We start from the raw sequence: 3,399 nt of genomic DNA on the forward strand, positions 1-3,399 counted from the left end.
GCCGATGCATCACGCCTGACTGCGTTCCGAAAATTCTGAATATGCTTGATATTCATGCTTTTTCGCGCCTTGTCAGCCGAGCGCCTCAACGCCTGAAATTGCGAACTTATTCTTTGCCGAACCCTTAGGAGAGAAAGGATACTCAGTAATAAAAGAAAACCCCTTTGATTATTCACAAGCAACTCCGGTTACCTGGCATAATTAGTGTCTGAACGAAAAGTCCGCTTTTGAGTAGGTTGGGTTGAGCGTAACCAGTTATGTTGGGTTTCGTACCTCAACCCAACCTGCGAATATCAAGCAATTACCAAAATATGATTTCAATAAGCGAAACCCAACAAATCAAGTGGCAGGCGTTTTCTTTCAGGCACTGATTACGAAAAACTTTTCAACCTGTGCGGGTAGATAATTCCTGAGCCCTTCCGAATGATCTAATCCTCATCGGCAGGTTCCAGTAGGGGCGGGTTTATCCCGCCCGAATCGATTTGGCGGGCGGCATAAAGCCGCCCCTACGATGTTTCCTTCTAATCATCAACTCATTGACAATATATGGTAAATCTTACCCGCACAGATCGAAACTTTTCAGGAGAAGCGGAACGATGGATGGACATATAAAAACTGATCCTGTTATTTTGCCGGAGTATTTATATCCAGGCTGTGTTTTAATTTGTTCAGTTCTTTTTCAAGTTTTTTAATCTCTTCCTGGTTATAAATTGTTTTTAATCTTTTATAGTGATTTTTAATTTTCTTTTCGATTTCCGGGAGGATGTCTTTTTCAAATCTACGCTTTTGTTCTATTGTATAGCCGGAAATAATTTTTGCCTGTTTCTCAAGGGCTTCCAGCAAACGATCAAAATCATCAGATTTTACAAAGCTCTCCAGTTCATTCAGCAGTGTTTTTGAATGCTCAACAACAGTATCCGCAACCGGACTTATTAAATCAGCCGCAATCACCATTTTATAAAAAATCCAGGTTACTCCGTTTAAAGTTGCGCCTGATTTAATCCGAGGATTATCAATATCCTTTGAAAGAATATCCATCAGAATACGCGCCGGGTCCTTGGTGAATAAAGGATAATCCACTACAAACATCACTCCTGATCTGACCAGCCCTTTGAATTGAGAAAATATAATCAAATCAACGGCAGTTTTGCCATTTTCACATAAAGAAACATTTTTTACCCTTCCTATTGTCTGGTCACAATGGGCGTAATCTACCTTTGCGCCGACCAGTAATTGTTTTGTTTCGTCAAATAAAATACGCAGCTTTAAATCGGACCCTGAAAAATAACCGCAACTCAATAATAATGCTGATGCTATAAAACCTGTTAAAATTATCTTCATCGGCTGTTTCATCTTTTATCCTCTATCAAAAAAACCAAATTAAATTCAGGCATCTTTCATATCACCCCAAAAGTAGTTTGCACTGTAAAAAACAATCTCACGCAAAGGCGCCCCAGTACCATCTTCCGGAGCTACGGGGCAGGCAAATACGCAAAAGTGCTTCCAGCAATTTCCGGCCCGAATCAATTTAACTGTTGCATTTGCAGTATTCGGTAATACAGGGAATTACCAAAGCTTTTCTTCATTTCCTTTCTTTGCGCGTTTTGTGCCTTTTTGCGGCTAATCCTTGTTTTTAAGCTTTAACCTCTTCATTTAAAATGTTTTTGAAATCCAACATTAATTTATCTACTGTATCCTTGAATCTTCCGGCGCTTTCTTCTATGCGCTTTTCTTCCATTTCTTTTAAAAAAGGGATGCTGATTTTATCCAGCTTGGCGTGCTGATCTTCGATGAGCTGATAAAACATACTGGTTATTTTGTTAATTTCCACTTCCAATTCCTGAAGTTGTTTAGCGAAAAATACAGTTCTGTCTTTTCTGATAGCGCCTTTACCTGTAACAAGAAAATCATTGTATGTTTCTTTTATGGACTGGAGCTGAGATTCTTTTGCTATTTTCAGCGCTTTTTCTCTGAACTCCAGTTCCGTTTTAGCCTGTATTAATTCAGATTCATTAAGCGCCTGCTGCAGTTTGGTGGGAAACAGGCGCTGTAAAAATGCGCGGCGTTTATCAATAATAATAGTCGTATTGTAATCATTTTCAGCAGTAACTTTTATAGCATTTTTAGGGTCTGCAACAGTAATGTCTGAATTCATATTTATCTCCTTTTTTAGTTGATAGAGTTTATTTTACCGCTTCCCAAATTGGGCTGACCAATATTAACCATTATGAGCATTTCTTTTAAACGTGAATACATTGTCTTTAATATTTCGAACCTGGTGTTTTATCCTGTTTTTAAACAATTCATATCTGATATTATCCTTATTCATCTCAGTTTTTGCGTTAGCTTTTAATTTTTCCTCGTCTAAATACTGATTATTTTTCATGCTGAATATTTCCTGATGCGTGATTGTTAGATAATTAAAGACTACATAAATGGTGCCCTCAAGCAAAAGAGCAGTAATTATTGCGAATAGAATTATAAGCAAATCATAACTGATTTTAACATTTAATCCTTTATGCAACGTTCCAATTAGAGACAAGATCATTTGATTACAGGCTCTGGAGTCATTGCTTAAATGTTTTTTCAGATTAGCCAAAGAGTTATCCTTCTTTGCGCGCAACTCATTTAGCATAGAAGAGAAATACTCTTTAATATCCTTTTTTCGGGATTTGAATTCTTCGGTTTCTGCTATCTGCAACTCATTTTCCTTTTTCTGGTAATCAGTTGTCAGTATATTGATTTTCCTGTCATGCTCATGCCATCTGGCGCCCTTTCTGATATTGTTAATGATATTAGTAAATTCAAAGTCTCTTAGCTTTTCTTCTTTTTCTATTCTCGGTTCATAATAGGCAGCCAGCCTTGCGTAACGACTTTTGCATTTTGTTTGAACTTCATTTGCAAGATTTGTCAGTGTTTTATCAAATTCTGTGAGCAAACTTTTCTTATTTTCCTGATAATTGTTTTCAATCAATTCCTTATCAGCCAGCATAATATTTTTTAAATTGGGTTTGTCCAGGAAGGTTGCCAACAACGCAATAGAGCACCAAATCGAAACAAAAAATAATATGAATTGAAACATCGTTACCCCGGCTTTGAAACCCGATGGAATTTTATTTTTATTTTTTCCGGTTTGGAAGCGAGGTATAACTATGGTCATAATTTTTGCGCCTTCAAAAACCGCGGCAAGCGAATAAGACATCAAAAACATACTGGAAATCCTTGAAAAGACAAAACTTTCCAGCAAATAAGAAATAATAAAAGCTCCCAGCCCGATAATTACATAAATGCCCCATAAAATTTTCATGTTGGTTTTTTCTCCTTAATATTTATCTAAAACTCTGTTGGGCTTTTTTTCTCTTTCCTTATGTTAACGCCGCCTATTTCTTATTTTTGCGT

3 protein-coding genes are annotated in these 3,399 nt (G+C 36.9%); all 3 read right to left on the reverse strand.

Translation table 11 applies throughout. From position 1 onward, the window contains the following. Positions 1-624: 624 nt before the first annotated feature. A complete protein-coding gene (locus U9P79_05680; GenBank protein MEA2104113.1) occupies positions 625-1,353 on the reverse strand; it encodes a hypothetical protein in 729 nt (242 codons plus the stop codon). Between the two features lie 280 nt (positions 1,354-1,633). Next, positions 1,634-2,155: a hypothetical protein gene (locus U9P79_05685; GenBank protein MEA2104114.1), complete on the reverse strand. Its 522-nt coding sequence runs from the start codon at positions 2,153-2,155 to the stop codon at positions 1,634-1,636. 63 nt (positions 2,156-2,218) lie between these two features. Then, positions 2,219-3,307, reverse strand: a complete 1,089-nt coding sequence (locus U9P79_05690; protein MEA2104115.1) for a hypothetical protein — start codon at positions 3,305-3,307, stop codon at positions 2,219-2,221. Between the last annotated feature and the right edge of the window lie 92 nt (positions 3,308-3,399).

Source organism: Candidatus Cloacimonadota bacterium (assembly GCA_034661015.1).
Classification (GTDB): Bacteria; Cloacimonadota; Cloacimonadia; order JGIOTU-2; family JGIOTU-2; genus JAYEKN01.